Source organism: Geobacillus kaustophilus (assembly GCF_000948285.1).
GTDB classification, from domain to species: Bacteria; Bacillota; Bacilli; order Bacillales; family Anoxybacillaceae; genus Geobacillus; species Geobacillus thermoleovorans_A.
This window is the reverse complement of the sequence record NZ_JYBP01000003.1, coordinates 781144-803752: the sequence shown is the minus strand read 5'-3', so window position 1 is coordinate 803752 and position 22609 is coordinate 781144. Positions and strand designations below refer to the sequence as shown.

Annotated in this window: 25 protein-coding genes; 7 read left to right on the top strand and 18 right to left on the bottom strand. The window is 54.2% G+C overall.

The genetic code is table 11. The features are described from left to right. Nucleotides 1–4: 4 nt before the first annotated feature. The 7 genes from LG52_RS04605 to LG52_RS20750 form a co-directional block, all read right to left on the bottom strand. Nucleotides 5–2194: an alpha-galactosidase gene (locus LG52_RS04605; RefSeq protein ID WP_044731054.1), complete on the bottom strand. Its 2190-nt coding sequence runs from the start codon at nt 2192–2194 to the stop codon at nt 5–7. A gap of 96 nt (nt 2195–2290) precedes the next feature. Beyond that, entirely contained in the window at nt 2291–3937 is a 1647-nt protein-coding gene (locus tag LG52_RS04600) for a glycerol-3-phosphate dehydrogenase/oxidase (protein ID WP_044731053.1), read from the bottom strand. A 158-nt stretch (nt 3938–4095) separates the two neighbouring features. Then, nucleotides 4096–4650, bottom strand: coding sequence for a glycerol-3-phosphate responsive antiterminator (locus LG52_RS04595; RefSeq protein ID WP_044731052.1), 555 nt, complete (start codon nt 4648–4650; stop codon nt 4096–4098). Nucleotides 4651–4665: 15 nt separating this feature from the next. Then, on the bottom strand, nt 4666–4821 hold the full coding sequence (locus LG52_RS20075) for a hypothetical protein (RefSeq protein ID WP_011231640.1): 156 nt from the start codon (nt 4819–4821) through the stop codon (nt 4666–4668). Between the two features lie 17 nt (nt 4822–4838). Further along, nucleotides 4839–6236, bottom strand: a complete 1398-nt coding sequence (locus tag LG52_RS04590) for a HAMP domain-containing sensor histidine kinase (protein WP_044731051.1) — start codon at nt 6234–6236, stop codon at nt 4839–4841. Beyond that, on the bottom strand, nt 6233–6907 hold the full coding sequence (locus LG52_RS04585; protein WP_033012343.1) for a response regulator transcription factor: 675 nt from the start codon (nt 6905–6907) through the stop codon (nt 6233–6235). The genes LG52_RS04590 and LG52_RS04585 overlap by 4 nt, the downstream gene beginning before the upstream one ends. Nucleotides 6908–7077: 170 nt before the next feature. Next, a complete protein-coding gene (locus tag LG52_RS20750) occupies nt 7078–7200 on the bottom strand; it encodes a hypothetical protein (protein ID WP_013524106.1) in 123 nt (40 codons plus the stop codon). Between the two features lie 232 nt (nt 7201–7432). Here LG52_RS20750 and LG52_RS04580 point away from each other — a divergent pair, with 232 nt between their 5' ends. The 3 genes from LG52_RS04580 to LG52_RS04570 all read left to right on the top strand — a co-directional run bounded on the left by LG52_RS04580 (nt 7433) and on the right by LG52_RS04570 (nt 8693). Next, nucleotides 7433–7897: an Hsp20/alpha crystallin family protein gene (locus LG52_RS04580; RefSeq protein WP_044731050.1), complete on the top strand. Its 465-nt coding sequence runs from the start codon at nt 7433–7435 to the stop codon at nt 7895–7897. Nucleotides 7898–8253: 356 nt separating this feature from the next. Continuing rightward, nucleotides 8254–8439: a hypothetical protein gene (locus tag LG52_RS04575; protein ID WP_044731049.1), complete on the top strand. Its 186-nt coding sequence runs from the start codon at nt 8254–8256 to the stop codon at nt 8437–8439. Beyond that, the gene (locus tag LG52_RS04570) at nt 8439–8693 is read left to right on the top strand and encodes a sigma-G-dependent sporulation-specific acid-soluble spore protein CsgA (RefSeq protein ID WP_044731048.1); all 255 of its coding nucleotides are present in this window, start codon (nt 8439–8441) and stop codon (nt 8691–8693) included. Before LG52_RS04575 ends, LG52_RS04570 begins: the two co-directional genes overlap by 1 nt. A gap of 83 nt (nt 8694–8776) precedes the next feature. On the opposite strand, the gene LG52_RS04565 is transcribed toward LG52_RS04570, so the two are convergent. Next, on the bottom strand, nt 8777–9124 hold the full coding sequence (locus tag LG52_RS04565) for a YppG family protein (RefSeq protein WP_044731047.1): 348 nt from the start codon (nt 9122–9124) through the stop codon (nt 8777–8779). Between the two features lie 284 nt (nt 9125–9408). On the opposite strand from LG52_RS04565, the gene LG52_RS04560 reads away from it, so the two are divergent. Both LG52_RS04560 and LG52_RS20070 read left to right on the top strand, forming a co-directional pair. Then, the gene (locus tag LG52_RS04560; protein WP_011231648.1) at nt 9409–9609 is read left to right on the top strand and encodes a YppF family protein; all 201 of its coding nucleotides are present in this window, start codon (nt 9409–9411) and stop codon (nt 9607–9609) included. Between the two features lie 120 nt (nt 9610–9729). After that, entirely contained in the window at nt 9730–9900 is a 171-nt protein-coding gene (locus tag LG52_RS20070; RefSeq protein WP_197071994.1) for a hypothetical protein, read from the top strand. Nucleotides 9901–9968: 68 nt separating this feature from the next. Here LG52_RS20070 and LG52_RS04555 read toward each other — a convergent pair whose 3' ends face one another. Further along, a complete protein-coding gene (locus tag LG52_RS04555; RefSeq protein ID WP_044731046.1) occupies nt 9969–10352 on the bottom strand; it encodes a YppE family protein in 384 nt (127 codons plus the stop codon). 116 nt (nt 10353–10468) lie between these two features. After that, the gene (locus LG52_RS04550; protein WP_044731045.1) at nt 10469–10711 is read right to left on the bottom strand and encodes a hypothetical protein; all 243 of its coding nucleotides are present in this window, start codon (nt 10709–10711) and stop codon (nt 10469–10471) included. A gap of 224 nt (nt 10712–10935) precedes the next feature. Here LG52_RS04550 and recU point away from each other — a divergent pair, with 224 nt between their 5' ends. Further along, nucleotides 10936–11538 (top strand): Holliday junction resolvase RecU, encoded by a 603-nt coding sequence (recU, locus tag LG52_RS04545; RefSeq protein WP_044731044.1) that lies wholly within the window; start codon nt 10936–10938, stop codon nt 11536–11538. Nucleotides 11539–11571: 33 nt separating this feature from the next. Then, nucleotides 11572–14277 carry a PBP1A family penicillin-binding protein gene (locus LG52_RS04540; protein ID WP_044731043.1) on the top strand — a complete coding sequence of 902 codons (2706 nt, stop codon included), beginning with the start codon at nt 11572–11574 and terminating at the stop codon, nt 14275–14277. Between the two features lie 108 nt (nt 14278–14385). Here the strand turns inward: LG52_RS04540 and nth are convergent, their stop codons facing one another. From nth to dinG, 8 genes are all read right to left on the bottom strand, one after another. Beyond that, nucleotides 14386–15057, bottom strand: coding sequence for an endonuclease III (gene nth, locus LG52_RS04535; RefSeq protein WP_044731042.1), 672 nt, complete (start codon nt 15055–15057; stop codon nt 14386–14388). 103 nt (nt 15058–15160) lie between these two features. After that, nucleotides 15161–15868 (bottom strand): DnaD domain-containing protein, encoded by a 708-nt coding sequence (locus tag LG52_RS04530; protein ID WP_044731041.1) that lies wholly within the window; start codon nt 15866–15868, stop codon nt 15161–15163. A 67-nt stretch (nt 15869–15935) separates the two neighbouring features. Beyond that, nucleotides 15936–17264, bottom strand: a complete 1329-nt coding sequence (gene asnS / locus LG52_RS04525; protein WP_044733090.1) for an asparagine--tRNA ligase — start codon at nt 17262–17264, stop codon at nt 15936–15938. Beyond that, the gene (locus tag LG52_RS19635) at nt 17264–17470 is read right to left on the bottom strand and encodes a hypothetical protein (protein ID WP_044731040.1); all 207 of its coding nucleotides are present in this window, start codon (nt 17468–17470) and stop codon (nt 17264–17266) included. The genes asnS and LG52_RS19635 overlap by 1 nt, the downstream gene beginning before the upstream one ends. 174 nt (nt 17471–17644) lie before the next feature. Then, the gene (locus LG52_RS04515) at nt 17645–18826 is read right to left on the bottom strand and encodes a pyridoxal phosphate-dependent aminotransferase (RefSeq protein ID WP_044731039.1); all 1182 of its coding nucleotides are present in this window, start codon (nt 18824–18826) and stop codon (nt 17645–17647) included. Nucleotides 18827–18847: 21 nt separating this feature from the next. Next, entirely contained in the window at nt 18848–19324 is a 477-nt protein-coding gene (locus LG52_RS04510; protein WP_044731038.1) for a DUF5590 domain-containing protein, read from the bottom strand. 5 nt (nt 19325–19329) lie between these two features. Further along, nucleotides 19330–19500: a YpmA family protein gene (locus LG52_RS18720; protein ID WP_011231659.1), complete on the bottom strand. Its 171-nt coding sequence runs from the start codon at nt 19498–19500 to the stop codon at nt 19330–19332. A 336-nt stretch (nt 19501–19836) separates the two neighbouring features. Further along, the gene (dinG, locus tag LG52_RS04500) at nt 19837–22566 is read right to left on the bottom strand and encodes an ATP-dependent DNA helicase DinG (RefSeq protein ID WP_044731036.1); all 2730 of its coding nucleotides are present in this window, start codon (nt 22564–22566) and stop codon (nt 19837–19839) included. Nucleotides 22567–22609 lie beyond the last annotated feature (43 nt).

Genomic DNA, 22609 nt, shown 5'->3' with positions numbered 1-22609 from the left:
CTTCTTACCGTTGAACGGCTTTCAGCCGCCACATCATGCTCATAAAATCGCCAAGGCGGTGCGGCACACTGAGCCCGGCATACATCAGCTCGTCGCCGCCATAGACGCCAAGGCCTTCAACTTCATAATTTTTATCCGGGCCAAGCCCTTTGAGGCGCAGGAACGATAGCGGGGCGTTCGCTTCGGCGAGAACACGGAAATAGGCGACGAGCGCTTCCGACTTGTCTTTCGAGACGAACATCCATGCCGCCTCGTTGCCTTCAAACGGGCTTAACAACCGATAAAACGTGCCAAACTGGACGAGATGGCGTACTTCCTTATAAAACGCGACTTGTTCTTTGATCATTTCTTTTTCTTTTTCCGTCAGTTTCGTAATATCGAGCTCATAGCCGAAGTTGCCTGACATGGCGACATGGCCGCGCATCTTGAGCGAAGTCACCCGACCGACTTGATGGTTCGGCACCGCCGAAACGTGGGCGCCCATTGCACTAATCGGATAGACGAGGCTTGTACCGTATTGAATTTTTAGGCGCGAGACGGCATCGGTATTGTCGCTCGTCCACGTTTGCGGCATGTAATACAAAATGCCCGGATCAAACCGCCCTCCGCCTCCTGAGCAGCTTTCAAACAAAATGTGCGGAAAGCGCGAGGTGATCTCGTCCATGACGCGATACAGCCCAAGCATATAGCGGTGCGCCGTTTCGCGCTGGCGCTCCGGCGGCAAGGCGGCCGAACCGATTTCCGTCATATGGCGGTTCATGTCCCATTTCACGTACGTGATCGGCGCGCTTGCAAGGACGTTCGAGATCGTCTCGATGATATAATCGCACACCTCCTGGCGGGAGTAATCGAGCACAAGCTGGTTTCGTCCTTCCGAACGAGGGCGATTCGGCACATGGAGACACCAGTCGGGATGTGTCCGGTACAGCTCGCTGTTTGGCGACACCATTTCCGGTTCGACCCATAAGCCAAACTGCAGCCCAAGTTCATTCACTTGCTTCGCCAACCCGTCCAAGCCGTTCGGAAGCTTGCGCCGGTTGACGATCCAATCGCCGAGCGAACGGCGGTCGTCGTCGCGTTCGCCAAACCAGCCATCGTCAAGCACAAACAGTTCGATGCCAAGTGCCGCCGCCGTTTTCGCGATGTTGATGATTTTTTCTTCGTTAAAATCAAAGTACGTCGCTTCCCAGTTGTTGATTAAAATCGGACGCTCGCGATCTCGAAACGCACCGCGCGCCAGGCGGGTGCGGTACAGTTCGTGGTAGGTTTGGGACATTCCATTCAACCCTTGATCGGAGTAAACCATAACCACTTCTGGTGTTTGGAACGATTTTCCAGGTTCCAACAACCATGTGAAATCAAACGGGTTGATTCCCATCAAGACGCGGGTGGTATGGAATTGGTCGACCTCGGCTTGAGCGAGAAAGCTGCCGCTGTACACAAAGCTGAACCCGTACACTTCGCCTTGGTGTTCATCGGCGTTTTTGGCGGCGAGCGCGATAAACGGGTTTTGCTGGTGGCTGCTCGCGCCGCGGCGGCTTTCGGCTGCCTGTACGCCAGTCAGAAGCGGGCGGCGCTCGATCCAGCGCTCGCGCCCCCACGCTCCAGGGAGGTGGATCCAATCGTAATCGGCCGTGGGGAAATCGATGCTCATACTGAGCGCCCGGAGCAGCTTCAAGCGCTCGCCGCCTTTGTTTTGAAAACGGGCGGAACGGGTGATGACGTTCCATTTTACATACGCTGTATACTGCAACGTCACCTGCAGGCCGATGAGCGCATCCTCGAGGATAATTTCCAACGTTTCGGCTTCATTCTCGTGTTCCACGTATGTCGCCGGCAGCCCGTCCAACTTCGGCTTTCCTTTAAAAATGCGGTGCGTCTTGTAGCGCAAATCGGTCACCGTCGACCCGTTCTCCAGCTGCACCTGATACGCTGGAGCGCGGAAGTCCGTGTTGCCGTAAGCCGGATATTCCTGCGGCAGCGTATCAAGTGAAAACGTGCGGTCAGACGGATCGGGATTCGGGGAAAACGCGCGGTCCAGCCGTGGAAATGCGCGTGCGTCCCGAACATCGCGCACCGCTTTTCCCCAATAAACGTGCGTCAAATAACCGGAACGGAAAAGCTGCATCACGTAGCTTGCCTTGCCTGCTCGCAAATGAAACCGTTTCGTTTGTGGATTGTATGTAATCGCCATCCTCTTCCTCCTCTTTCATCGCTTTCTTTCATTTTACGTAATTTTTAAGTAAAAATCTATCAAAACAGCGCCCGGACGTGGGCGCTTTTTCGTCATTTATTTGGAAAGCACAGCCTGATGCAGCTCCCTCTCCAGCTCACCCCGATGCGCCGCCGTCTCTTCCTCCGTCCATCCGAAATACTGCGCCATAAACGCGATGACGGCCTCTTTTTCCCGCCGAACGGAATTGATGTCAAACAACAGCGCGCCGGTGCGGCGGATGAAGTAGTCGACCGGTTTGACCGCCATTTCTTCCTCCATCGCGTAGACGAGGCAGATGAACGTTTCGCGCGTTAGGCCGGATGAGCGGTCGTATTGCTGGCTTAAAGCGAACAGGCGATTAACATTCGTGCCGTATTGTCTCGCCAGCCGCGCTCCCGCTTCTCTCGTCAATCCATAGCGCACCGCTTCTTCCGCTTTTTCGGCGATGAAGGCAGGGAGGCGGTGCGAGCCGCCGACATCGCCGCCGGAGATCGGCAGTTGCTTCGTTTGGCATGGGAGGAACGTTTTTCCTTCTTCTTGCTCAAGCTGTTTCGCCACTAGGTCGACAACGGTTTCCGCCATTTTCCGGTAGCCGGTCAGTTTGCCGCCGGCGATCGTAATAAGGCCGGATGGCGACGTCCAAATTTCGTCTTTGCGGGAAATTTCTGATGGATCTTTCCCTTCCTCATAAATGAGCGGGCGAACGCCGGCCCAGCTCGACTCGACATCAGCGGCGGTGATGCCGACGGATGGAAACATGAAGCGGATCGCTTTCAATAAATAGTCGCGGTCCTCTTCCGTCATCGTCGGATGGGCCGGGTCGTCGTCGTAAAACGTATCGGTCGTACCGACGTACGTTTTTCCGTCACGTGGAATGGCAAACACCATCCGGCCGTCCGGGGTGTCAAAATACACCGCTTGTTTAAGCGGAAACCGCTTTTGGTCGATGACGATATGGACGCCTTTTGTCAGCCGGAGCCGCTTGCCGGTTTTCGATCCGTCCTTGTCGCGCAGCGCATCCACCCATGGTCCGGCGGCATTGACCACTTTTTTGGCGCGGATGTCATACACGCTGCCGCTCACCATATCGCGGCAGCGGGCGCCAATCGTGCGGCCGCGCTCGTCGTATAAAAATTGCTCTGCTTTCGTATAGTTGACGACATCGGCGCCAAGCTCGACCGCTTTCTTGATCACTTCGATCGTCAAGCGGGCATCGTCCGTCCGGTATTCGACGTAGTAGCCGCCGCCGATCAGGCCGTCGCGCTTTAAGAGCGGCTCTTTTTCCAACGTCTGCCGGGCATCAAGCATCGTGCGCTGCTCGCTTTGCTTGACGCCGGCCAGGCGGTCATACAGCCAAAGGCCGATCGACGTGCTCCATTTGCCGAACGTCCCGCCGCGGTAAATGGGCAGCAGCATCCACTCCGGTGTGGTGACGTGCGGGCCGTTTTCGTACACAATCGCCCGTTCGCGCCCGACTTCGGCGACAAGCTTCACCTCGAATTGCTTCAAGTAGCGCAAGCCGCCGTGAACGAGCTTCGTCGACCGGCTTGACGTGCCGGCGGCAAAATCTTGCATCTCGACAAGCGCGACCGTCATGCCGCGGGAGACGGCATCAAGGGCGATGCCAGCGCCGGTGATCCCCCCGCCGATGACGAGCAGATCGTACTTCTTTTCGCCCATTGTTTGCAAAATGCGGCTTCGCTGTTTGCTTGAGAACGCCATAAATCATTCCTCCTTGGAAAAAGACAAAAAGAGACCATCGCAAACACGATAAGCCTTTCGCCTACCATGCATGCATGGTCTCTCCCTGTCTCCTGACTGATGATTAACTTGTTGTCTTTATTGTAGCAGACTGCGGCCGATTTGGCCAGCTCAACGCCTTATCCATTGTAGTGGCGCCATAATGTTTCGTTTGACGTGGTCACCGCCGCCGCGCCGGCTTCTAGCGCCCGCTCGACATCATCGACCGTGCGGATGAGGCCGCCGGCATAAATCGGTTTGCCGGTCCGTTCTTTCACTTCGCGGATGATGTGCGGCATGGCGCCCGGGATGACTTCAATGCAATCCGGATTCGTTTTGGCGATCAGCTGGTAGCTTTTCTCTAAAGCGTGAGAATCGAGCAAAAAAATGCGCTGCACGGCCAGGACGCGTTTTTGCCGCGCTTTCAGAATGACGCCCGCTTTCGTGGAAATGAGGCCATGAGGGCGGAACTCTTGGCAAAGGTATTCCGCTGCATGTTCATCATGACTCAGCCCTTGCACCAAGTCGACGTGAATGATCAACTCCTTGCCATGCCGGCGTGCATAGGCAAAGATGCTTTTTAACTGGGCAATATGCACCTCAAGCAACACGCTGACCGTGTAACCACTTGACAAAAAGGCGTCAAATTGCTTCATCGTTTTAATGGCCGGAATGATGCGCTGTTTCGCTTCCATTTTCTTTTCTTCGATTCATCCTCTCATTTTATCGATCTCATCTAAGCATGACAGTGACATCATCGTCCGCGGTTTGCATGTCGCGATTTTCACCCCGCGCTTGCGGAATTTCTCAACGAGGTGATGAATCACTTTTTTGCTTGCCGCCTCTTCCTCATGGGGATGTCCCATTGCCTCACGCTCCTCTCCTATTCCGCTTTCGGAATGGCGAGCTCCACCGTCGTTCCTTTCCCAACTTCGCTTTCCAACGCAATTTGCCCGCCGTACTTATCGATGATCTCCTTGGCGATCGAAAGGCCGAGCCCGGCGCCGCCTTGTTCGCGGCTGCGCGCCTTGTCGACGCGGTAAAAGCGCAAAAAAACGTTTTTCAGCTCTTCTTTCGGAATGCCAATGCCATAATCACGGATGGACACGATGACAAACGGCCCTTCCTCGCGCAAGGAAATCGCGATTTGTTTCACTCGCTGAGAATATTTTACCGCATTGTCAAGCAAAATGAACAGCAATTGTTCAAAATGATGTTTCGCCATCGCCGCGCGCGCAATCGGCTTATCCGGCTGGTCAATCAGAAATTGGAAATCCGGGTGCAAGACGCGGAAGTTTTTGACGACTTGTCCGACAGCCGCCGCGGCATCCATCGGCGCGACCTCATCCGGCACCGCGATCGCCTCGGCGCGCGACAAGTCAAGGAGCTCGAGAACGAGCCGCTTCAGCCGCTCCGCTTCTTTCACCGCCGCCTCGAGCGATTCTTCTAAAATCTCTGGATTGTGCTTTCCCCACCGCTGCAACAACGAAAGATGGCCTTGCAAAATGGCGATCGGCGTGCGCAGCTCATGAGACGCATCCTCGACAAATTGCCGCTGCATGGCGAACGACCGTTCAATTTCATCCATCATGCCGTTGAACACGAGCATCAGCTCGGCGATTTCATCGCGCGCCGGAGGAACATCGATGCGCCGTTTCAGCCCGTTGTTTTGAATGTCCGCCATCGTTTTGGCCAGCGTTTGCAACGGCCGGACGAAGCTTTGCGCCACGAATCGGCCGGCCACAGCGCTTGCCGCCATGGCCAAAAAGCCGATCGCCGTCATGATGAGAAAAAGCGTATTCGTCACTTGCTGAAACCTTGCCAGCCGGCGGGCAATTTCGATCGTTCCATGCAAGTTGCCGATATGAAGCGGCTGACGGAGCAGCAAAAATCGCTCATTGTTGATGAAATGCTCATCCATCTTCCGCTTGTCGGGCATCTCGCTCGGCGATAGCGACACCGCCGCCCCGTTTGAAACGGAGGCGATGACGTTGCCTTTCTCATCCGTGACGCGAATGAGCTGGTAGCGTTCATTCAGCTTTTCCAAAAACGCTCGGCTGCGGCGAATTTCCTCCCATGATAGATTACGTTTTTCCGCGTAATATGTTTCAATTTCCGCCACCGTTTGTTCCATCGTTTTTTCTTCTTCCTTCAGCAGCCATTGTTTGACTGTATGATATTGCAAAAACGTAAACACAAAATACGTAATGAAAATCGCTCCGGCCGACAAAACGGTTAGCTTCCCTTTCAGCGAAAGCTGGCGAATCGCCTCCCTCTTCATGGCCGCATCACATATCCCGTGCCGCGCACTGTTTGGATATATCGCTCTTTATCGTGTTCGTCAAGCTTTTGCCGCAAATAGCGAACATAGACGTCAACGACGTTCGTCTCAACCTCGGCGTCGAACCCCCACACTTTGTCAAGGAGCGCATCACGCGTCAAGACGACATTGATGTTTTGCATAAAGGCGACGAGCAAATCGTATTCGCGCTTCGTCAACTCAATAAATTCGTCTCCTTTTTTCACGGTGCGCGCCTGCACGTCAACGACTAAATCTTTAAACGTCAACACTTGGGCGTTCGCTTCCGGATGAACGCGACGGAACAAGGCGCGGATGCGGGCGAGCAGCTCTTCAATGGCAAACGGTTTGACGATGTAGTCATCGGCCCCGTTATCGAGCCCCATGACGCGGTCAAACACGCTGTCGCGCGCTGTGATCATCATGATCGGCGTCGATTTCGCCGCCCGGATGCGGCGGCATACTTCCATGCCATTTAAACGCGGCAGCATCACATCAAGCAAAATGAGATCCCACTGCTCCGAAAGAGCGAGCTCGAGCCCTTCGCGTCCATCGGCGCATACATGCACGTCAAAGCCTTCGTGCTTTAAGTCAAGCTCCAAAAACCGGGCGAGCCCGGCCTCATCTTCAATCAATAAAATACGTCCGTTCATCAGTTGCTCCTCCTCTCTTGCGGCTGCTATGGCTTCCACCTTTATACATCTTTAACTATACACAACAAATCGTCCACCGCCAACGGGCAGCCAGCAGTCAAAAAAGGAATGGGGCGCCTGTTAGGGACGCCCTCAAAAATGAACCGGCAAAAAGCGGCGCAGGCGGCTGTTTATGAGTGGCGGTCAACGATCCAATCGACAATGGCTTGAACGATTTCCAACGCTTGATAAGAAAGAAGCGACACGGCTGTTCCAGAAAAAAACAATGTCACCAGCCAATGAACCCAATGCATCGCGCCATCCCTCCTCCCGCCGCCGGGCAACCGACAGCGTTATTGATGTGCATCTCATGGATGGTGGTGTCATTATATTCCGTCTGGGTTAAAACAAAATGAAAGCTCCCTAAAAAAGTACGGAGTAGCTTTTTTTTCGCTCCGTACATACATTGACAGTGAATCGCCTTGCCAATCGGCAACATCCCGGACAGAGTCATTTCGCTGTTTTGAAAAAAGGGAGGGAAGCGCAATGAAGGAATCGTTTCAACCGCCGGCCAACGGGGGAGGGAATCACCCGTTCCATCATTTGCGGAAAATGATGAATCAATGGTTCGATGAACGGCCGCTGCAAAAATTGTTCGAAACGCTCGATGACTACTTTGCGCAAACGTTCGCGGCAGCGTACATCCCGATCGAGGTGAAAGAGACGAAGCGCGATTACCAAATCATCGTCCGGCTGCCCGACGTCAAGCGCGAGCAAATAAGCCTGCAATGGCAGGAAGACGGCCTTCAGCTGATCATTGACCATCATGAAATGATCGAATCGTCAGACAGCAATGGCCATGTGTACGAACGCCGCCACGCACGGCGACGCTTGGCGCGGCTGATTCCGTTTCCGTATCCGGTCGCTGAGCATGAGGTGAAAGCCTCATTTCAAAATGGGACGCTCACCATCCAGCTGCCGCAAAAACGGAAATATATCGATATCGATTGAAGACGATCCAGCCTGTGTGTGCATTCAAAAGCCATTTTGGCAACGGCCGGCGCCGCGCTTGGGCGTGAAACAAGCCGCTCCCTGCATGGGGAGCGGCTTGTTTTGTGTCCAGCTTCTATTATTTATGGGGAGGATTCCCGGAGCGGCTGCCGGCTCTCCTTTTTTGGACGCTCATTCGTTGGTGATTTCCTCACGGTTGTTCGTGTATTTGTTTTTCCGCCTCCAGTTGTCGTTGCGGTCTGTCACCGCCATCACCCCCTTATGGTTTGCCATTCGCTTGCCTTGCCGCGGCCAAAACGATGCATACATACTTTCTCGGCTGACAAGCTACGCTACTGATAGGAGGTGCAAAACGAATGGCGAAACTGCCCGATTTCAAACAATTGAACGACCGACTGATCAACGAGCCGTCGGATGAGCCGATGCTTGTCATCAAAACAAACCTCGACCCGGACAGCGTGACGGAAGAAAATCCGTACGCCAAAGGCCGCACAAACACAACCAAAGAGTTTGTCTCTTTTTTTGAAGGGGGCGGACGATGATGGAACCAACACTCGCTTACTTGCGCGAAGTGCTGTCCAACTATTTGGATCACCACGGCGACGCCCCAAAACGCATTTACAAAAAACTGATCAGCAAACCATACCGAGGCGAAGGGGAATTTGTCCGAGACTTGACGCAAGAAGAAATCGCCTTTTTGGACCGCATTTTGCCCCATGAAATCCGCTATGCGATGGATGAACGCGATTATGAGCGCGTGTATCAGCTCAATGAAGTGTATGAGTTGCTCATTTGACAGCGTGAAAACCGCTCCCCATGCAAACGGCGGAGCGGTTTCCCTTTTTCAAGCGCGCTCGACCGTCGCGCCATGACGCGGTTTCATTTTTTAAACGTACCAAGCAACCCTTTCAACACGCCATTCACTTGATTGACCGTATTGATCATTTGCCCCACCGTACTCATCATTTTGTTGATATCGTACGTTCCGTCGCTGTTTTTAAACTGGGCGAGAAACGACGGGCGCGGCGGCGGTAAAAGCGGTCCTGGCTTTGGATACGGCATCGGATACGAGGGAGGCGCGGCATGGCCGGACGGAAGATGAGGCCAGTGAACCGGCGCTGATGGAAAAGATGAACCCCCATAGTGCAAGTAAGGATGATAATGGCTGCCTAAGCCATACGAACCATACGTAGGCGGTGGTGAAACCGGGCGCGAGTAACGATGCATATTCCTTCTCCCCCATTGTTGATGTCCATCCCCCTTGCCTAGAAAGCGGGGCGTACAGGCAAGATGCGGCCGTGCGCCGTTTCGCACGCAAACGAACGACATTCATGCTGATGAGCCGCCAACCTTCCAGGCCGAAGAGGTGGGCTGCCACTAGTATATGTGACGGCGCCCGATGGCGTGTACGGACATGTCACCTCTTGTCGGAAGTTTTAATTTTCCGAAATCATTCTTTCTTCCTATTTTCATGGTACGATGTAAAAAAGGGGGAAGGGGGAAAAGCATCAATGAACGTGACGGAGTTAAAGCATAAGTTTATGGCGGTCAAACATTGCGAACCGGCTGAGGCAAACGAACTGCTTGATTTTGCCCGCCGTCTGTATTTGCGCGGGGAAATTTCGCTCGCCGAGTACCGCGATCTCGTGCGTGAGCTCGAAAAAGCCGGCGCCTCTCAGCCGGATGAAGCAGGGGAATACGCTGGGCTGTAGGACGATGAGGGAGTTTTTCCCTTCTTTTTTTTGCCCCTGTTCCTCAAGACGCATAAAAAACGATGTTTCTTCCCACCCTAAAGAGGCAAGAGGAATTGTCGTACAAGGGGGGGATTGGCGATGGGTCGAGGCGTTCATTTTAACCATAAATTGAAAGGCCATGACCATGAAAAGCTGAAACATGGAAAACCGGCGCCGCCCAAGCATACTGAGCGGGTCGAATACGAGATCAACACCGTCGCTACTGCAGAAGGCGGCCCTGTCTCGATCACAACAGGGAAAGACACATAAAACCAAAAGCTGTCCCCCTTGGCTCGCAGGGGACAGCTTTTTCCGTGCGGCCGCTTTCTCCTGCCCCGTCAAAGCCTCTCCTTGCCTGCTTCGCTCGTGTCGTCAAGCCGTTCCTTGACAAGCGCCAGCGTATAAGCGACGGCCTGGCTGTATTGCTTGATGCGGCGCTCAGGAACGGATGGATAAAATGCCTCAACGCACAGCTTCGCCATATGGGCGTCGGCGGCCTCAATTTGCCGCTCATGGACATATTTCGGCCGCGCATGGCGGATCCAGCGGGAAGCATCGTCCTTCCACCGTTCGGCAACGGCCTGCACCTCTTCGGCCATCGGTTTCACGTCAGCAAAAAAATCCGGCTCCTCGTTCCGCTCGCGGGCGCGCCGAGCGATCAAAAGCAACTGTTCGTTGTATTGCAGCAGCCGCTCCGTCAACGCCTTAAGCTCCTTTTCCATGGCGATGCCTCCTTATCCATGCCGGCAAATCCGGTTTGCCCATGTGTCCTACGGCCCGGAGAACGGATGCGTTTTGCCGCGACGCGCTTCTGTTTGATAATACCATACCGACCGGCTCACACCAAATACAGTTTCGACGAAAGCGGAAGTGCAGCGCTCTGCTTCTCCTTCTCAAGCCGCTGTTCCACGCCGGCAATCTTCCCTTCAAGGCGCCCGAGCTGCGCTCGATTTTGCGCATAACGCTCTTCGATGACATCGGCGATCACTTTTTCCATTTTTGCATCGACTTGCTCGATGAGTGCCACAATTTCCTGCAGCTGCTTTTCGATCTCCTCTTTTTTCACGAGCCGTTTTTCCATTCCCTCTCCCCCATTTCTCGCATGATGATATTCCATTCGCGGCGGGAAGAACGACTCCTGCTGCGGCGACAAAAGTAGAACGAATTCGGCAAAGAAAGTGGCAAGCAGCCGCCATTCGACATTGACCTCCTCCGCTTGCCTTCAGTCGAAAGGAGGAAAAGAAAAAGAGCGCATATGACCGGAGCGTATGGTATAATAAAAACCATTCAAAGGAGATGAACGCGATGGGACTCAAATACCCGAGCGGAAAAGAGTATCGCGGAAACAAGCCGAACGCCGCGCTCCGTCCGGCGGCCGATTATGCCAATCGCGGCATGACGCTCGAAGACGACTTAAACGCGACGAATGAATATTACCGGGAACGCGGCATCGCTGTCATCCATAAAAAGCCGACCCCGGTGCAAATCGTGCGCGTCGACTATCCGAAACGGAGCGCCGCCGTCATTACCGAAGCCTACTTCCGGCAAGCGTCGACGACCGACTACAATGGTGTGTACCGCGGCAAGTACATCGACTTTGAGGCGAAAGAGACAAAAAACAAAACGGCGTTTCCGCTGAAAAATTTCCACGCTCATCAAATCCGCCATATGGAGCAAGTCGTCGCCCACGGCGGCATTTGTTTTGCGATTTTGCGTTTTTCTTTGTTCAATGAAACGTATTTGCTTGACGCCTCTCATTTGATCGCTTGGTGGAACAAACAGGAAGCCGGCGGACGAAAGTCGATTCCAAAACAAGAGATCGAACGGCATGGACATTCCATTCCGCTTGGCTACCAGCCGAGAATTGATTATATTAGTGTAGTAGACAAAGTGTACTTCACCCGTTGAAGTAAAAACTTGTAAGAAAGGCAGGATTTGCTTATGTCTGGTGAATATCGTTCTCGCGTAGAACGAAAGCAGGCAGCGAAACAAACGAAACAGAAGAAAGCGAAAACGAAAAAAGGGACCGCGTGGCTGAAAACTGTCGCCATTGCGATATTGTTCATCATCGTGATCGCCGCTGTCGGCGGCGTGGCGGCGTTCGCCTACTTCGTCAAGGACGCTCCCCCGCTTGATGAGGCGAAAATTAAAGACCCGCTCTCTTCCATCGTGTACGATATGAATGGGAAGAAAGTCGCCGAACTTGGCGGCTACAAGCGGACGTACATTTCGTATAAAGACGTGCCCAAAATGCTTGAAGATGCCGTGCTGGCAACGGAAGACGCTCGCTTTTATGAACATCACGGCATCGATGTCGTCCGCTTGGCTGGCGCTGTCCTCGCCAACATCAAAGAAGGATTTGGTGCAGAAGGCGGCAGCACGATCACCCAGCAAGTCGTCAAAATGACGTTTTTGTCGTCAGAAAAAACGTTGAAGCGAAAAGCGCAAGAGGCATGGCTCGCGCTGCAGCTTGAACAAAAATATTCGAAGCATGAAATTTTGGAAATGTATTTGAACAAAATTTATTATTCAGACGGCATTTATGGCGTCGCTCGCGCCGCCGAATATTATTTTGGCAAGACAGACTTGAAAAAGCTCACTCTTCCGGAAGCGGCCTTGCTCGCCGGCATGCCGCAAAGCCCAAACCGGTATAATCCGTATGACCATCCAGAGGCGGCGAAAAAACGGCGCGATACCGTATTGTCTCTCATGGCGAAACATGGCTTTATTAGCCAGGAAGAAGCGGAAAAAGCGAAACAAGTGCCGATCCAGTCGATGCTCGCTGAGCGGAAAAAACCGCAAAGCTCCGTGCCGTATGACGCCTTCATTGACGAAGTGATCAAAGAAGTGACCGACAAAGCGAACGTCAACGTCTTTGAAGACGGATTGAAAATTTACACGACGCTTGATCAAAATGCTCAAGAGTATGTAGAAAAGCTATTAGACTCTGATAAATATTTCACTAATAAGAAGGATTTGCAATCTGGCATCGCTGTTTTGGATACGAAGACGGGCGCCATTCGCGCGTTAGGCGGCGGGCGCCACCGCGACCACGTCGAATTCGGCTTCAACTACGCCATCCAGCCGGTCGGCCAGCCCGGTTCCACCATCAAGCCGATTTTGGACTATGGACCGGCGATTGAATATTTAAAATGGTCAACAGCACACATTCTTGTTGATGAGCCGTATACGTATTCGGACGGCACACCGATCCGCAACGCCGGCGGGGGATACGCCGGACCGGTTACGCTGCGCTATGCGCTCACTTGGTCGCGCAACATCCCGGCGTTAAAAACGTTCCAAGCCGTCGGCAAAGAACGGGCGATGGAGTTTGCCAACCGCCTTGGCATGGGGTTTGATAAAGTGGAAGAAGCATACGCCATCGGGGGCGTCGCCCGCTACGTATCGCCGCTGCAAATGGCCGGCGCCTACACAGCCTTTGGCAACAACGGGATTTACACAAAGCCGTATGCCGTGACGAAAATCGTCTTCCCAGACGGTACGGAAATGGATTTGAAGTCAAAGCCGAAACGGGCGATGCATGACTACACAGCCTATATGATCACCGATGTGCTCAAATCGGTCATCCGTTCCGGCACCGGCCAGCTTGCCTACGTTCCAGGGCTAGAGCTCGCCGGCAAAACAGGAACGACGAACTACGGCGAAGACGGCGCCAAATTTGGCCTCCAAAGAGACGATGTGCCGGACAGCTGGATTGTCGGCTATACGCCCAATTATACAGCAGCCATCTGGGTTGGCTTCAGCAAGCGGAGCAGCACAGCGAAGCTCGATAAGTACGAACAAAAAATTCCGAAATACTTGCTAAAAGATTTGATGTCCCACATCGACGACGGACGCGGGGAATTCCAACAGCCGGACAGCGTCGTCAAGCTGCCGATCAAAAAAGGCACAAACCCACCGAAACTTGCCGGCAAATACACGCCGGAAAGCGAAATTACGTATGAATTGTTCGTGCGCGGCACTGAACCGACGGAGACGGCGAACGATGAGCCCGAGGAACTGCCCGCAGTGAAAGGGTTGACCGCTATGTACGACCAAGCGGCGAACGCCATCTCTGTTTCGTGGTCATACGATGAGCAAACCGATGAGACGATCTTTGAGGTGCGCGTCAAAGATGGCCAAGGTCAAACGAATACGATCACCACAAAAGACCGTTCGATCACGATTTCCAATCCGACGCCAGGATGGACGTACACGATCGCAGTGTACGCAAAAGACGGCGAACGAATGAGCAAACCGGCCATAGCCAGCGTTCATGTCCCCGGTGGCGAAGATCAAACTCCTACACCACAACAACCGGGCGATGATAACCAAGGCAACGGCGGGCAAAACGGCGGCACCGATCAAGGCAACAGTGGGAATAACGGAAACGAAAACGGTCAGGGGAACAACAATGAACAAAACGGCGGCTCGAGCGGCGGACAAAACAATGGCAACAGCGATGGAGCCGACACGAACAATGGCCAAACGGATGGAACAAACAATCAAGAAACAAACAATCAAGGATCGAACAACAGCGGCCAAACGAACCGAGTGAACGGCGGCACCGGCGCAAGCGGCGGAACGTCGCCTGTCTCCCCGCCGTTAAAAAACGGATCCGGAGTGGGTCTTGGCACCCGTCCATAACAGTTGCATTCCCCCCCAAAAAAACGGATGGCGCAAAAGCCATCCGTTTTTTCATGACGGGCCGGCATGCCGCTGGCCCTTCTTCACCAAGCCCTTTCGCGGCTCCGTTCACTTCTGATTTGCCGCTTTTTCCTCCCGTTTTCGCATTCGCTTTTTCCCTTCACGGCATAAATGAAGAAGAGGACATGACGGACATTGCGGCGCCTGCGCCTTGCAATGGTAGCGGCCGAAAAAAATCATTCGGTGGTGGGTGATCGACCATTCTTCTTTTGGAATGATTTTCATCAGCGTCTTTTCGACTTCCAAAACCGAGTCGTCCCAGCGGCAAAAGCCGAGCCGTTTGCTGACGCGCTCGACGTGTGTATCAACAGCGATGGCCGGCACGCCGAACGCAACGGACACAACGACGTTCGCCGTTTTCCGCCCGACGCCCGGCAGCTTCATCAACTCATCGCGATCGCGCGGCACCTCGCCGTTGTACTTGTCAATCAACATCGCGCACAGCTTTTGAATGTTTCGCGCTTTGTTGCGATATAAGCCGATTGAGCGGATATCTTGCTCGAGCTCCTCAAGCGGCACAGCAATATAATCGTGCGGCGTCCGATATTTTTCAAACAGCCGTTTCGTCACCTTGTTGACGAGCGCATCGGTGCATTGCGCCGACAAAACAACCGCAATCAGCAGCTCAAACGGATTGCGATGCACCAGCTCGCAATGCGCATCCGGAAACATTTTTGCCATCTCATCCAAACAGTAGCGGATTTGTTGCTTTGTCAGCACCTCGTCTCCTCCTTATTGCTATATTGGACCGAACAAAACGACGCCTTTTACCGGTTCGATTGGCCATTTTTGGACAAACAAAAACGAGAGACAGCGCCTCTCGTTACGAGTCGAGCCAATTGAAAAACGGGATCGTCTGTTTAAATTCTCCCGCCGTCTGTTTCGCCGAACGGGTGGACAGCTTCGGCTTGCGAAACTTTTTGCCGTAGTCGTGCGCCTGTTCAATCGTGCGAATGCCGTTCTTTTTCCATTCAAACAAGATGCGATCGATGTAGCGGAAATTCAACTTCCCCGACAGCACCGCTTCGCGCAGCGCCGCTTTAATGATGGCCGGCTCATGGCCGTCTTGATCGATCCACATCGCAAGCGTTTCACACTCGAACGGGGAGAGCGGACGGCCAAACTCCTGCTCAAAAACGGTGTATAAGCTCTCCTCTTCCTCCTGCCGGCCGAGTTCCCCCTGTTGAGCCGCTTGGGTGTACAAATGATGCACGAGCTTCTCCCAGAGCGGTTCAAGCGTATATTTTTCGTTGCGAATGCCTTGTTCATCCGTATGCTCTTCAATAGCGATCATCCCTTTTTGCAAGAGCCGACGCACCATCTCCATGCATTCCGCTGCCGAGACTGTCATTCTTTCGGCCAGCTCGGCCGGCGTCGGGAACAAGACGCCTTCTTCGAAAAACGACTGCATATGCAAAAGCAAAACGAACTCCCCTTCATCCAACCCGAGCTGTTTGTAATGGACAAGCAGCAGCTTCGGGACGGCGACGCTTCCTTGCGCCAGCCATTCGGCCACCTTCTTCTTTTCCATGCCGATGCACCTCAACTATAGTATACCATGCCGGTGGTGAAAAAACCCCCTTTTTGCAGGGGGTTTTTTACGGATAAAGCCGGTTGAGCAGCCGCGGGAACGGAATCGTCTCGCGCACATGTTCGACGCCGCAAATCCAAGCGACGGTGCGCTCCAAGCCGAGCCCGAACCCTGAATGCGGCACAGAACCGTATTTGCGCAAATCCAAATACCATTCATACGCTTCAAGCGGCAAATGGTGCTCTTCAAGGCGGCGCTTGAGCAACTCATAATCGTGAATCCGTTCGGAGCCGCCAATGATTTCCCCGTATCCTTCCGGCGCAATCAAATCGGCGCATAGCACAACGTCGGGGCGGTTCGGGTCCGGCTGCATATAAAACGGCTTCAAAGAGGTCGGATAGTGGGTGATGAACACCGGTTTGTCAAAACTTTCGGCGATGGCCGTCTCATGCGGCGCACCGAAGTCATCGCCCCACTCGATGTCGGTCAATCCTTTTTCATGAAGCAGCTTGATCGCCTCATCATACGTTAGGCGCGGAAACGGCGGTTTGACCAACTCAAGTTTGGATACATCGCGCCCAAGCCGCCCGAGTTCAAGCCGGCAGCGCTCGAGCACCGACTGCACAAGGTAGGAGACGTACTCTTCTTGCAGCCGCAAATTGTCTTCAAACTCATAAAACGCCATTTCCGGCTCCACCATCCAAAACTCGATCAAATGGCGGCGTGTTTTCGATTTTTCAGCGCGGAACGTCGGGCCGAATGAGAACACTTTGCCGAGCGCCATCGCCGCCGCTTCCATGTAGAGCTGGCCGCTTTGCGACAAATAGGCATCGTCATCAAAATATTTCGTATGAAACAGTTCGGTCGTTCCTTCCGGCGCGCTGCCGGTCAGAATCGGGGCGTCGACTTTCACAAACCCGCGGTCGTTGAAGAATTCATACGTGGCCCGGATGATTTCGTTGCGAATTTTCATGATCGCGTGCTGGCGCCGCGACCGAAGCCAAAGGTGGCGATGGTCCATCAAAAATTCGATGCCATGCTCTTTCGGCGTAATCGGATAGTCAACCGCTTCTTGAATGACTTGCAAATCGGCAACCGACAGCTCGTAGCCAAATGGGGAGCGCTCGTCGATGCGCACCGTGCCCGTCACATAGAGCGACGTTTCTTGCGTCAATGTTTTTGCGCGTTGAAACACCTCTTCCGAGACGTTCGCCTTTTCGACGACGCCTTGAATAAAACCAGTGCCGTCGCGCAGCTGCAAAAAGACGATTTTCCCGCTTGAGCGCTTGTTCGCGAGCCAAGCGCCGATCGTCACTTGTTGTCCTACGTATTGATTCACTTCCGCAATCGTCGTCGTTTTCACGCACTGATTCCCTCCAATAATCGACACGTCCATCATTCGCTATTATACCGTTCCGTCGGCGTCACGGCAACGACCAGCCAAAGCAGCGCAAAACGACGCTGCCCCGCCAATCGCCCTTCGGCGCAGCCGCCAGGAGCCAACCGACAGTCCGCCGCTCCCACCGACGCGGAAAAAGCGGCTTTGCGCCAAACCTGAATCCGTGATAGAAGTGTATCAAAAATGCTTGAAAACCCAATCATGCCGAGGTTTCAACTCAATTTCGAATGTTCACCTATTAGGTGAAGAACCCCAAGGGCAATATTTGTTGATTTAGCAAGGTTTTCTTGGCGGTTTTGAACGCGTCTTTATCACGGATTCAGGGCCAAACAAAGCCGCCCTTTTCTTTCCACTCTGACACCTTGGCGCAAAACGCCTTAGGCCCGCGTCTCCATAAATCGGCGGATGCGTTCGATCGCTGTTTCGAGCGCCTCAAGCGATGTCGCGTACGACAAGCGGACGTAATCCGGCGCCCCAAACCCAGAACCAGGCACGAGCGCGACTTTCGCTTCCTCCAACAAGGCGGCGACGAACTCGTCGACCGTGCGGCAACCGGCCATATCCGCCGCCTGGCGGGCGTTCGGGAACAAATAAAACGCTCCTTGCGGTTTGACGCAAGTGAAGCCTGGAATTTGCACCAGCTTGTCGTAAATAATGTTGAGCCGTTCTTCAAACGCCTGGCGCATTTGTTCGACGGGCTCCTGCGGCCCGCTGTAGGCGGCAATGGCCGCATATTGAGCGATCGATGTCGGATTCGATGTGCTATGGCTTGCTAAATCGGTCATCGCTTGAATGATGTCTTTCGGTCCAGCCGCGTACCCAATGCGCCACCCTGTCATCGAGTGCGATTTCGATACGCCGTTGATGATGACCGTCTGCTTCTTCAGCTCCGGCGACAGTTCGGCGATCGACACATGTTTCGCCCCGCCGTAAATCAATTTTTCATAAATTTCGTCCGAAACGATCAACACGCCATGCGCCAAGCATACTTCCCCGAGCGCTTTCAGCTCCTCGGCCTTATAAATCATGCCGGTCGGATTGCTCGGGGAGTTGATAATAACCGCCTTCGTCTTCGGGGTAATCGCCTGTTTCAGCTGATCCGGCGTCATTTTAAAGCCGTTTTCCTCCAGCCCCTCAACATAAACCGGAACGCCGCCAGCCAGCTTCACTTGTTCCGGGTAGCTCACCCAATACGGCGTCGGAATGATGACCTCATCGCCTTCATCAAGCAACACTTGAAAGAGCGTATAAAGCGCATGCTTCGCCCCGACACAGACGATGATTTCCGACCGCTCATACGCAAGCCCTTGGTCGCGGACAAACTTTTTGATGATTTCCTCTTTCAGCGCCGGCAGCCCGCCTGATGGCGTATATTTCGTATGCCCTTCATTCATCGCCTTGATGGCCGCCTCGATAATGTGCTGGGGCGTGTTGAAATCCGGTTCGCCGGCCCCAAGGCCGATCACGTCGTATCCGGCCGCTTTCAGTTCCTTTGCTTTCGCCGTAATGGCCAATGTCGCCGATGGCGTCAGCGACGCCACCCGTTTTGCCAGTTTCATCGCTTCTTCCCCCTCACGTCTTCACTGTTGAAAACTGTACCTCTTCAGGAAGGCCCCATCCGCAAAGTGAAGGTAATAAAACGAATACCTTCCTTCCGCATCAATATATGTCAACTCCCAAAGAGGCACACCTTTTTCCATGCCAAGCGTCGCAGCGAGGATGCGCCGCGGTCGGCGGTCGCGCTGCAAAATGGAGCGCGCTTCCGCCTCGCTGATGCCGCTGCCCACGCCCTTGACGACGACATTCCCCTCTTTTTCAGGCACCCAAACGACGACCGCTTTCCTTTGTTTTGTTCTTCCGATGAATACAGTGCACGCTTCGTCGCCATAATATGTATAGACTTTCTTCACATCAGCAAGCCCGGCGGCTTCCTTCGCCCGCGCCAACGCATGTTCCACCATCAGCCGTTTGGGCGCCATCGCCTCGTCATAAATCGACCATGCCTGCCAAATGAGGAACCCAAAAAAAAGCAGAGTGAACCAACCCCACTTTTTCATCGTGATCACGTCCGATAAATCGTAAAGATGGCCTGGCGCTTGTCGTTTTCATCCAAGGCAAGGCCAAACATCAAATTGTCGCGCTTTAGCGTTCGGTTCAAGCAGTCGACAATTTTGTACAAGTCGTCGGAGTGCTGAACTTTGACGGTAGCGAGCACTTCGATTTTGCTTTCCATTTTCGTCGTTTCCTCCTGTGCGGCGCAAATTTTGTTACTTATACACGCCGGCGGCTCCGGCAACAATACAAATACAGCGAAGGTGACATCAAAGGCGTGCTTCTTCGCACCTCTGCGGCCGAGCCGACAAAGCCAAACGGCAAGGCGCAAACTGTCATCGCAGTTGTGCTTCTTCCCTATTATAGCAGGTTTGTCCGATCATTTCATAACAAATTTGCCCGCCTACACCGTCAACGCCAATTTGCTTCTTTTCCCCCGCTTCATGCGGGGTTTTTTGCCGCCTGACACCTTTAGATTGCACCGTTTCGTCCATCTTTATGAGAAACAAAGCGCGCTTTAAGAAAGCCAAGTTTCCGCCTCGTCGAGCAGCTCAGAAAGCGCGCCTTCATGCACTGAAAGCGGCGGCAAGGAAGCGAGAAAATCCGCGCCGTACGAGGAAGCCAAAAGCCGCCGATCCAGCACAAATACGGCTCCTTTGTCGTCTTCAGTGCGAATGAGGCGGCCAAATCCTTGCTTAAAACGAAGCACCGCCTCAGGAAGCGCCAGCTCGGAAAATGGATCGCCGCCTCCTAGGCGAATGCGCTCGCTTTTTGCCTGCATCACTGGATCGTCCGGAGGCGCAAACGGCAAGCGAGCGATGACAAGCACATCGAGCGCTGAACCTGGCAGATCGATCCCTTCCCAAAAGCTGCTCGTCCCAAACAACACCGCATGCTCAAACTGCAAAAACATCCGCAACAGCTTTGCCGGACTGCCGCTTTGCACCCCTTGAGCGATCAAAACAAACGGCTCGCCTTCTTCCTCCGCCTTCAACGCATCAACCGTCAGTTTCAACAATTCATATGAAGGGAACAACACAAGCACCCGCCGTCCGAGGCGTCGGGCGATCGCAAGCACCGAAGCGGCGACGGCTTCGGCGTAATCTTCAAGCGGCACGGCAGAAACGAGCGGCATGTCCGCCGGCACGAAGAGCGCGGCCTGCTCCTCGTAACGAAACGGCGGCGGAAACGAGCGGCAAAGTGGATAAAAATCCTCAAGGCCAAGACGCGCCGCCATATACGTGAACCGGCCGCGGACAGTGAGCGTCGCCGACGTCAAAACGACGCTCCGTTTTTTCATAAACAGTTGATCGGCGAAAAAATCAGCAAGGTCAACCGGCTGCGAGTAAAGGCGGACAGCGTTCGCCGCCCCTTTTTCTTCCGCTTCGATCCAGCGGACGACACCGGGCTCCTTTTCAGTCAGCAAACGCACGAGCGCAGCCATTTGCCGGTTGAGAGCCGCCAAATCGGCCGACAGCAAGGCGGATGGGGGGAAATCGCCACTCGCATCAGCGGATAGAAGCGGCTTCGCTTCAGCGGATAGCGCCGCCGCCAAATCGCGCAGGCGCCAACATAACTCCACCGCCGCCTGCCAAGCCCGGCTCTGTTCGTCCGTCGGCGAAAAGCGATAGCGGCAACGGCCAGCGCGAGCTGGCTTTTTGTCCAACGCATAGCGGCGCAACAGGCGGAACAGCTCATCCCCTTCAAACTGCAGCTCCTCAAGGCGCCGCTGGCAACGGACAAGAGCCCCATTCGGTGCGCCCTGTTCTGCTTCCAGCCATTTCGCGATCGTCTGCGCGATTTTGGCGGTCAGCAGGCGAAACGACACATAGCTAATCTGCTCGCCAAAACACCGGGCGGCAGCATCTTCAAGCCGGTGCGCCTCATCGATGATCAGATGGCCAAACGGCGGCAAAAGCGGCGCCGGGCCGGTCAAATCATGAAGCAAAAGCGCATGGTTGGTAATGACCACATCCGCTTGTTCAGCGCGCTCTTTCGCCCGGGCGAAAAAATGGTGCCGTCCTCCGTCTTCCTCTTCCCCGATGGCGAGCGCGGACAATAGGAGACGGGCGCCGGATGACACATTCAATTCGTCCAAGTCGCCGCTGTCGGTCTCAAGCAGCCAAACGAGCAACTGGCATTTCAAGAGCGCCGCATCGTACGTGTCAGACGGCTCCGCCAAAAACGAAGCAAACTTATCAAGTGACAAATAGTTTTGCTTTCCTTTCAAAACGGCAACGCGGAGCGGAAACGGCGCGATTTGCCGCAATGCCGGCCAATCGCGGCGGATGAGCTGCTCCTGCAGCTGAAGGGTGTGTGTGCTGACGACAACCCGCTCTTGCCGCTCATAAGCAAAAAAGGCGGCAGGAATGAAATAAGCGAGCGATTTGCCAAGTCCGGTTCCTGCTTCAATGAGCGCATGCTGAGACGTCGACAGCGCCTCGTAAACGAGCCGCATCATCTCCCACTGCCCCGCGCGATGCTTGTAGCCCGAAAGCGGAAGAGGCGGCTTCTTATTCCAAAAGGTGGAAAACGAAGCCGAAGCGGGGCGCCGACCGTTCTCCTCCGGCTCCGGCGCCGGTTGTTTCAACGCAATGCCGCGGTATACGGCGACAGCGCGGTCGGCCGGCGCCTTGTTCCGCTTTTTGGCGATGACCGCATCAAGGAGCAAGTAAATATCGCTTTTCAAGTGGCGGGCAAGACCGCGCAGTTGCTCAAGCGTCATAAGCGGCAGACGGGAGAGCCGCTTGAGCAAGGCAATGAACAGCTTGGCGGTCACTTCCGCATCGCTGTCCGCTTGATGCGGACGATCGTGGTGGAGGCCGAGCTGCCTCGCCAAATCGCCGAGCTTATAGCTTTCGGCAGTCGGCAGCACGATGCGGGCGAGCTCGACCGTATCGATCGTCGGACCGGCAAACGGCGGCCAGCCAGCCCGTTCAAGCTCGGCCTGCAAAAACGGCAAATCAAAGTCGACGTTATGGGCGACAAAGTAAGCACCGTGCATCATGGCGGCGATCTCACCCGCCTTGTCAGCAAACAGCGGCGCTCCTTCGACCATCTGTTCGTTGATGTTCGTCAGCTGCTGAATGAACAGCGGAATGGGCTGTTCCGGGTTAAAAAAGCTGGCAAACCGTTCGACAATCAGGCCATCTTCGACGACCGCCATGCCGAGCTGGATGATCCGGTCGCCTTTTTTCGGTCCATTTCCAGTTGTCTCCAAGTCAATGATGACAAAGCGCGTTGCCATAAACGATCACCTCAAAACGAAAAGGGGCGGAAAGCCCCTTTTT

What these genes read in the sequence shown, in the direction of transcription:
- LG52_RS20750 (WP_013524106.1), bottom strand. Translation starts at nt 7,200, where the DNA reads ATGCATTGGGTTCATTGGCTGGTGACATTGTTTTTTTCTGGAACAGCC.
- LG52_RS04550 (WP_044731045.1), bottom strand. Translation starts at nt 10,711, where the DNA reads ATGGAAAAACGGCTCGTGAAAAAAGAGGAGATCGAAAAGCAGCTGCAG.
- LG52_RS04565 (WP_044731047.1), bottom strand. Translation starts at nt 9,124, where the DNA reads ATGCATCGTTACTCGCGCCCGGTTTCACCACCGCCTACGTATGGTTCG.
- LG52_RS18720 (WP_011231659.1), bottom strand. Translation starts at nt 19,500, where the DNA reads ATGGAAAGCAAAATCGAAGTGCTCGCTACCGTCAAAGTTCAGCACTCC.
- LG52_RS04555 (WP_044731046.1), bottom strand. Translation starts at nt 10,352, where the DNA reads ATGGAAAAGGAGCTTAAGGCGTTGACGGAGCGGCTGCTGCAATACAAC.
- recU (WP_044731044.1), top strand. Translation starts at nt 10,936, where the DNA reads ATGGGACTCAAATACCCGAGCGGAAAAGAGTATCGCGGAAACAAGCCG.
- LG52_RS04510 (WP_044731038.1), bottom strand. Translation starts at nt 19,324, where the DNA reads ATGAAAAAGTGGGGTTGGTTCACTCTGCTTTTTTTTGGGTTCCTCATT.
- LG52_RS04605 (WP_044731054.1), bottom strand. Translation starts at nt 2,194, where the DNA reads ATGGCGATTACATACAATCCACAAACGAAACGGTTTCATTTGCGAGCA.
- LG52_RS04580 (WP_044731050.1), top strand. Translation starts at nt 7,433, where the DNA reads ATGAAGGAATCGTTTCAACCGCCGGCCAACGGGGGAGGGAATCACCCG.
- LG52_RS19635 (WP_044731040.1), bottom strand. Translation starts at nt 17,470, where the DNA reads ATGATTGGGTTTTCAAGCATTTTTGATACACTTCTATCACGGATTCAG.
- dinG (WP_044731036.1), bottom strand. Translation starts at nt 22,566, where the DNA reads ATGGCAACGCGCTTTGTCATCATTGACTTGGAGACAACTGGAAATGGA.
- LG52_RS04570 (WP_044731048.1), top strand. Translation starts at nt 8,439, where the DNA reads ATGGAACCAACACTCGCTTACTTGCGCGAAGTGCTGTCCAACTATTTG.
- LG52_RS20070 (WP_197071994.1), top strand. Translation starts at nt 9,730, where the DNA reads ATGGGTCGAGGCGTTCATTTTAACCATAAATTGAAAGGCCATGACCAT.
- LG52_RS04585 (WP_033012343.1), bottom strand. Translation starts at nt 6,907, where the DNA reads ATGAACGGACGTATTTTATTGATTGAAGATGAGGCCGGGCTCGCCCGG.
- LG52_RS04595 (WP_044731052.1), bottom strand. Translation starts at nt 4,650, where the DNA reads ATGGAAGCGAAACAGCGCATCATTCCGGCCATTAAAACGATGAAGCAA.
- LG52_RS04540 (WP_044731043.1), top strand. Translation starts at nt 11,572, where the DNA reads ATGTCTGGTGAATATCGTTCTCGCGTAGAACGAAAGCAGGCAGCGAAA.
- LG52_RS20075 (WP_011231640.1), bottom strand. Translation starts at nt 4,821, where the DNA reads ATGGGACATCCCCATGAGGAAGAGGCGGCAAGCAAAAAAGTGATTCAT.
- LG52_RS04515 (WP_044731039.1), bottom strand. Translation starts at nt 18,826, where the DNA reads ATGAAACTGGCAAAACGGGTGGCGTCGCTGACGCCATCGGCGACATTG.
- LG52_RS04600 (WP_044731053.1), bottom strand. Translation starts at nt 3,937, where the DNA reads ATGGCGTTCTCAAGCAAACAGCGAAGCCGCATTTTGCAAACAATGGGC.
- asnS (WP_044733090.1), bottom strand. Translation starts at nt 17,264, where the DNA reads ATGGACGTGTCGATTATTGGAGGGAATCAGTGCGTGAAAACGACGACG.
- LG52_RS04560 (WP_011231648.1), top strand. Translation starts at nt 9,409, where the DNA reads ATGAACGTGACGGAGTTAAAGCATAAGTTTATGGCGGTCAAACATTGC.
- LG52_RS04590 (WP_044731051.1), bottom strand. Translation starts at nt 6,236, where the DNA reads ATGAAGAGGGAGGCGATTCGCCAGCTTTCGCTGAAAGGGAAGCTAACC.
- LG52_RS04530 (WP_044731041.1), bottom strand. Translation starts at nt 15,868, where the DNA reads ATGGAAAAGAAGAAGGTGGCCGAATGGCTGGCGCAAGGAAGCGTCGCC.
- LG52_RS04575 (WP_044731049.1), top strand. Translation starts at nt 8,254, where the DNA reads ATGGCGAAACTGCCCGATTTCAAACAATTGAACGACCGACTGATCAAC.